7 protein-coding genes are annotated in these 6,368 nt (G+C 58.3%); 5 read left to right on the forward strand and 2 right to left on the reverse strand.

All coding sequences use genetic code 11. The features are described from left to right. Nucleotides 1-315 precede the first annotated feature (315 nt). A complete protein-coding gene (locus tag RhoBH5_RS29075; RefSeq protein ID WP_270009168.1) occupies nt 316-657 on the forward strand; it encodes an LtfC-like domain-containing protein in 342 nt (113 codons plus the stop codon). 63 nt (nt 658-720) lie between these two features. On the opposite strand, the gene RhoBH5_RS29080 is transcribed toward RhoBH5_RS29075, so the two are convergent. Further along, the gene (locus RhoBH5_RS29080) at nt 721-1,359 is read right to left on the reverse strand and encodes a hypothetical protein (RefSeq protein WP_270009169.1); all 639 of its coding nucleotides are present in this window, start codon (nt 1,357-1,359) and stop codon (nt 721-723) included. 118 nt (nt 1,360-1,477) lie between these two features. Between RhoBH5_RS29080 and RhoBH5_RS29085 the strand changes: the two genes are divergently transcribed. The 4 genes from RhoBH5_RS29085 (at nt 1,478) to RhoBH5_RS29100 (ending at nt 5,764) form a co-directional block, all read left to right on the forward strand. Next, nucleotides 1,478-2,446 carry a hypothetical protein gene (locus tag RhoBH5_RS29085; protein WP_270009170.1) on the forward strand — a complete coding sequence of 323 codons (969 nt, stop codon included), beginning with the start codon at nt 1,478-1,480 and terminating at the stop codon, nt 2,444-2,446. Further along, a complete protein-coding gene (locus RhoBH5_RS29090; protein ID WP_270009171.1) occupies nt 2,446-2,865 on the forward strand; it encodes a hypothetical protein in 420 nt (139 codons plus the stop codon). Before RhoBH5_RS29085 ends, RhoBH5_RS29090 begins: the two co-directional genes overlap by 1 nt. Before the next feature lie 13 nt (nt 2,866-2,878). Next, nucleotides 2,879-3,037: a hypothetical protein gene (locus tag RhoBH5_RS29095; protein WP_270009172.1), complete on the forward strand. Its 159-nt coding sequence runs from the start codon at nt 2,879-2,881 to the stop codon at nt 3,035-3,037. Nucleotides 3,038-3,115: 78 nt separating this feature from the next. Continuing rightward, the gene (locus RhoBH5_RS29100; RefSeq protein WP_270009173.1) at nt 3,116-5,764 is read left to right on the forward strand and encodes a hypothetical protein; all 2,649 of its coding nucleotides are present in this window, start codon (nt 3,116-3,118) and stop codon (nt 5,762-5,764) included. A gap of 164 nt (nt 5,765-5,928) precedes the next feature. On the opposite strand, the gene RhoBH5_RS29105 is transcribed toward RhoBH5_RS29100, so the two are convergent. After that, nucleotides 5,929-6,368 (reverse strand): hypothetical protein (locus RhoBH5_RS29105; protein WP_270009174.1); only part of this gene is annotated, 440 nt, incomplete at its 5' end.

Raw genomic sequence — 6,368 nt, forward strand, 5'->3', positions numbered from 1 at the left:
ATCTGATTGGGGCGGGTGCCCAGGCCCCGCCCAGGTGTATGAGTTGGATCCTCCTTTGGCGGAGCATCGGCGTGTGCTGGTAGACGGTAAGTGGTCGGCGGCGTTGCATTCGCGTGTTGTGATTTGGGTACAGCCTGGTTTTGGGTCGATGGGTCCGTGCGTGAAGGTTGTGCCGATGCGCACGTCTGAGGCTGCGGCGTTGAATGTGGAGATGCCTGGTTCGTGTGCGTTGCAGCATGAGGTGTCGATTGATGAGGCGGCTTGGTGGGCGTTGCAGACTGCCGGCGGATACGAAATCGTAAAGGACACACCCTAATGGCAGGCATCAAACCACAAACAGAACCACTCATATTCCCAACCGGCGGCGACTTCCAATGGGTGTACCACTACACCGAACCGGACGGAACAACACCCAAAGACTTCCCACTCGGAAGCGAACTGTACTACCTCATCGGCGGAGAAACAGACTTCGTCAAATACCCCTTCGTGATCGAAGCTGACGCAGCACACATCAAAATCGAATCCGAAGTGGCAGACCTCATCCCAGACAAACGCGGATACCGACTGATCTTCAAAGAAGACACCACCCCCACCGCAGAAACAGTGATCCTGTTCGGGGCGGTAGAAAGGGTGGAACCGCGTGATTACCGTAGTTAACGGGACAGGTGGCGGAATCCTGATCGGTTCCACCGCAATACCTTCCGGCATACTCGTGCCGGTTCAGGGCCGTGACGGAACATCCATCACCATCCTCGGAACGAAACCATCCCATTCGGCGCTGCCAGCATCGGGGAATACTCGCGGCGACCTGTGGATCGTCAAAGGCGACGGGCTTGGCCTCGGATACATTTGGGACGGCACTGCCTGGCCTGCCATTGGCGATGGTGTTGAGATTCGTGGGCCGAAGGGTGAAGTCGGCAACGGCATCGACAACATTTCGGTGTCTGGAACCAACTTGGTGTTTGACATGGCGGAGGGTGCGGACATTGTTCGTGCTGTGCCGGCGTTGTCTGATGCGTCGAATGCTGCTGCTGCGGCTGCTGGTTCAGCGTCTGCGGCTTCTGGCTCGGCTACTGCCGCGGCGGGCTCGGCATCAACTGCGTCTACGAAGGCTTCGGAGGCTGCGGGGTCAGCTACTGCTGCGGGCGCTTCGGCTACGGCGGCATCGGGTTCCGCTTCGACTGCTTCGACGAAGGCTGGGGAGGCGTCTACTTCTGCGGGGAATGCTGCTTCGTCGGCCACTGCTGCGGCTGGTTCTGCCACTGCTGCTTCTGGGTCCGCTTCTACGGCGACAACCAAAGCGGGGGAGGCTTCGGTATCTGCAACAGCAGCAGGAACGGCAGCGGGCACAGCGACCACTAAGGCCAGTGAGGCTTCGGATGCGGCGACTGTCGCAACGACGAAGGCGGGGGAGGCATCGGATTCTGCTGCGGCTGCGGCACAATCAGCTCAAGACGCGGAGAACGCTGCTTCTGGTGTGATCAGTGTCGGTGGATTCACAGGCGTCGTCACCAAGGCTCAGCTCGGCATCAATAATGTGAGCAACACATCTGATGCGGACAAGCCGATTTCGACTGCGACTCAGACTGCGTTCGACAATGTGAGTTCAACTTTTGGTGCGATCGTGGATGGCATCAACGCTGATCTCGATACGAAAGCTGATCTGGACAACAACGGGAAGCTGTTGCAGTCTCAGTTGCCTGCGATGGCTGTGACGGACTTTTTGGGCAATGTGGTGTCTCAGGCTGCGATGCTCGCTTTGACTGGTGAGCGTGGCGACTGGTGCAACCGTACTGATACGGGCACTGAGTGGCAGTTGATTGCGGAGCCTGCGTCGTCGTTGTCTTCGTGGTCGGAGAAGGTGTATCCGTTGTCTCCGGTGTCGTCTGTGAATGGGCGTACTGGGGCGGTTACTACGTCTTCGGCTGACATTGTGGATGCGACTACGGTTGGCCGGAATGTGTTGAAGGCCGCGGATGCTGCGGCTGCGCGGACGGCGATTGGTGCGGGTACGTCGAGTTTGGCGTTGGGTACGACTGGTTCGACTGCTGCTGCGGGTAATGATGCGCGCCTATCGGACACACGTACTCCAACAGTGGGAACTGTGCCGTACGACATCACGTTTGTGGCGCAATCCGGAAACCGGGCAACAGGCCTCGGGGATGTGCCCGCGGGAATCAAACTGCGGCGTGCAGTGACCTTCTCTGAGGTGCTGTTTCATTGCGAGACTGCGGATGCTTCGGGGAACTTGGTGGTTGAGGTTCGTAAGAATGGTTCGGCGGTGTCTGGTACTTCGACTACGATCGCGCCAGCGAATCAGGTTGCTGGCGGTACATCTTCGGGTTCGTGGGCGTTCGCGGCGGGTGATGTGCTCACGATCAATGTCATTGGTGTTGGTACGACTCCAGGCAAGGGTGTTACTGCTGAGTTGAAGGGCCTCGCCTGATGCCACACATTTTCGTTCGAGGCGGCTCCGGATTCCGCCAGGTCGAGATGACCAAAAATGGCGACCAGCAATTGGCTGGAGGCAGCGCCTGGGACACCGTCACGTCGTGGACCGCCGGATCCGGTTCGACAGTTGTGGGCAATGCCCTAGTTGTTTCAGGCTCCGGAGCAGCGACCATCGAGGTCGGCTCCGAATGGGCAGTGGCATCGGACTCGAAAGACTGGCGCGTCTACCGGAACGGCACTCTCGTATGGACGAAGGGTTCGGCAACCGGCGCAACGATCTTCACGAACACATTCCCACTGACACTTGCAGACGGAGATCAACTGACAGTGCAGGGCTGGACAAACGCAGGCATAGCTGCCAGAAAGGTCATCAAGGCCGGCGCGAACACATATCTGCGTGTCGTACCGGCCTGAGACAATCGAGGGTATGGCTTTCGAACCTGACCCCGACGCCGGCCAACCCGGCACCGTGAAACTCGCTGACGGACGCTGGGCGTACCGCTGGAAAGACGCACCAGACCTCGAACTGATCATCCTCAAACAACCAGAAAACCAGAAACAACCAGAAAACCAGCCACACAACTAAACAAACACGAACCAAGGTGCCGTCCACAAACCATGTGGGCGGCACCTTTTCGCATATTGCCACCAAGAAAGGCAACCGATGGCCCTGGAATACTCCACCGTCCGCGTCAACATCACCACGATCGCCGCAGACGGAATCGACTTCGACGACATCCCAGACGACACACCCCTGACCGGCACCCTCGAACTTGCACCGATGATCGCTGCAGGATCCGCTATCCAGTACGACGACAGCGGCACACTGAAACTGAAAACAGTCTCACCTGTCACTGTTGATATTGGGATCACGGGTGATATTGCGCATCAGGGCCGCGACTATGTGAAGGTGCTTGCACCTACGGCGTCTACAACGAATCTGGCGCAATTGCAGTGGCGTGCGAGTTTCAAGAATTTGCGGTTCGGTTCGCAGGTGATCGCTATGCAGCCGATCTACTTTTATGCGACTCCGGGTGCTGAGATCAATTTGGCTGATCATGTGAATGTTGCGCCGTCATCGTTGGCGGTTCAGTTGTCTCGGGGTCCTCGCGGGTTCGGCATCGGTGAGATTGTCACCGACGTAACGACCGACGAACTAGTCTTCAAACTCGACGACAACTCAGGCACTGAGGTCGGCCGTGTAGGCCTCCCTGAAGCTGAGGTGTCTGATACCGCAGTAGCTGATCTAGTCTCCGCAGATACTGCAACAAAAGCAGCACTCGACGGCACCTACGTGGCATCCGACACTCCAGCGAACCGAACCCAGTTCTCATCGAAACTGTCACTGGCGACTGCCGGGGCCTCGCCCTCTTCGCGGTACCAACTTTTCAGCGGACAGGAGCCGTCTGTCGTGCGCTGGGGCGGCAAGTACCGCATGTACTACGGGCTACCCGGACAAGGCGTCCAGTACCGGGACTGCGCTGAGGCCGATGACCCACGGGTAGCTGCGAACTGGTCTGCTCCGACCGCCGTGCTTTCAGGAGGGTCGCACCATTCCCTGTTCGTTGAAGGTGACAATCTCTACCTCTACTACGTCGACGTCACGAACGAGAACTTTTGTGTAGCAACGGGTTCCACAGCGGACTGGAAGTTGCTCACTAAGCAGGCCGAGCCTGTGTCGCCCCCGATCGGGAACCTTGCCTCGAAGACATCGGGGAACACATACGTCGTCAAGAATGGTTCGACGTATGTCATGTTCGCTGAGGCGCGCTGGATTGGAACGCTCGGCGGCGTCACCGGGATGACGTGGCAGACCTATGTGATGACTGCCCCGTCTCCAAACGGCCCTTTCACCGGCCCTGTACTTCTCACGTCACTCCGCCCTCGCGGGGTAGGGCAGGTGTCGGGCATGAGCGTGTACCGAGAAGAAGACAGGTGGGTCACGGTCTTTCACGGTGCGGCCTCACCGCTCGTTTCGCTACCCAATGACATCTACCGAGCCGTGAACAAGGGCTCAATCACCGCTGACACATGGGAGATCGTTGACAACGGTCGCCCGTTCATCCGTCGAGCCCACGAATGCGAGGTCGACCAGGCCGTAGACCCCGTTGTGTGCGATGGCCCCGGTGGTGAGCTGTACGAGTTCCACTCCGGCAACCAGAACCGCAACACCGCGACTACAGGCACATTCTGGGTGATGGCCTCCCGGCTGTATCCGGGACTTACCCAGAAACTTTCCGGCGTCTGGAAGCGAGCTGTCGCCCCCACTGACGGCCAACAGCCTGCAAGCGCGGTACCGGCGATGGTCTATCAGGACACCGCATTCCTGAGTCCCACCGGCACGGCCTGCAAGGGGCAATGGGGCGTACTTCCTGACTCAGCTGCGCTCGGTGGCGGAGTGCGCCAGAACGTACTCGGAAAGATGGACGACTGGATCGGCTTCCAGAGGCGAGTGTCTGGCGGGTCATACTCTCTCCGCATCTTGGCGGAGACCGGCCCTGACATGGGGCAGATGACGGTTGACATCATCCCAGGCGTCGTCAATGACTCTGCGATCAAGTCCGTCATGTTTGATCTGTACTCGACCACCCGTCAACTCAACAACTCGCTGTCGGTGAGTTTCACTCTCGGACCCGAGTTCGACGGGCCGCTGTGGATTCGCCTCAAGAGCACCGGTAAGAATGCATCCTCGTCCGGGTATCGGATCGCAGATCAGGGTTGGCAACTGCTCCGTACCGACCTGGTCGATCCCGGCTACGTGCCGAAGGTTACCGCCGGTGCAATCATCAAGATCAATGACGACTTCGCCCGAGCCGATGCGGTAACGAATGTCGGCCCGCTATGGGTTCCAAGCGTGGCCTTCCAAGTAGTAGGCGGGAAGCTATCACGCAACGCTTCGGCCACCGACCAGGCGGTTCTCCGTCTCTCTCGGCCGCTGACGCCGAACATCCGCGTATCAGCGGAGATAACCAGAGGAACGTCGACTGCGGTAGGTCTAGTCGTGCGACGTATCGACGACAGCAACCTGATCGGGTGCCGCGTCAACAACCTCGGACACATCTTGATCTACAAGATTGTCGCCGGGACCACGTCAAGCATCATCGGCGTGGACGGGAAGTGGACTGACGGAGCAACACTGATGCTCGAAGCGATAGACGACACCTTCACGGCCTATGTCGACGGCGTGGCAGCAATTACTCCGACAGTGCATGTGGAGCCGGCTTTGGCTGCTGGATCGGGCGCGGGCGTTCGTGTTGTGTCGAACGGCGTAACGTTGCCAACCCTAGACAACTTCACGGCACTGAGCTGGTAGCGCCCCACAAAGATTTGCGTGGCCCATTGCCGCTTCATGAAATAAATCCCCCAACCTCGCGATGAGGTTGGGGGATTTTTGTCGTTTGCGGGGCCGAGCTGGTCTTCCCTTACCCTCCCGACCCCGCAGAACTGACGCTACCACTCATCGAACAGATGTGCGAACTATCTAGGATTAATCGACTTCTGGTACTCCACAAAATCATCAAACAATTGCTTATCAGATGCTGACTCGCAGTCGTATGGGGTCTTTCTTACATTGGCATCGAGTTGTTTCCGCGATGCCTCAGACTTTTGTGCAGCTGTCGAATTGGGGTCACTCAGCACTTCGAGAGCTGCACTTGATTCCAGGGTTCCTGGTGTGAGTCTCGCGAACCCATCGCAATATGCCTGATGCTGGTCTGCCTCGGAGAGTGTTGGGGAGGTTGCAGCTGGTGTGGACTCTGAAGTGGTGGAGCATCCGCCTATGAGTAGGGCTGCTGCGCATGCGGTGAGCGCGATCGTCTTCTTCATAGGCATTGCATAGCAGACGCGGCCGACTTTGGACACGATAATCCCCTGACCTGCCCGTACTGTGACAATGGTATGCGACGTATGAACCAGTA

The organism is Rhodococcus sp. BH5, from assembly GCF_027583855.1.
Taxonomy (GTDB): domain Bacteria; phylum Actinomycetota; class Actinomycetes; order Mycobacteriales; family Mycobacteriaceae; genus Rhodococcus_F; species Rhodococcus_F qingshengii.

What these genes read in the sequence shown, in the direction of transcription:
- RhoBH5_RS29090 (WP_270009171.1), top strand. Translation starts at nt 2,446, where the DNA reads ATGCCACACATTTTCGTTCGAGGCGGCTCCGGATTCCGCCAGGTCGAG.
- RhoBH5_RS29075 (WP_270009168.1), top strand. Translation starts at nt 316, where the DNA reads ATGGCAGGCATCAAACCACAAACAGAACCACTCATATTCCCAACCGGC.
- RhoBH5_RS29100 (WP_270009173.1), top strand. Translation starts at nt 3,116, where the DNA reads ATGGCCCTGGAATACTCCACCGTCCGCGTCAACATCACCACGATCGCC.
- RhoBH5_RS29095 (WP_270009172.1), top strand. Translation starts at nt 2,879, where the DNA reads ATGGCTTTCGAACCTGACCCCGACGCCGGCCAACCCGGCACCGTGAAA.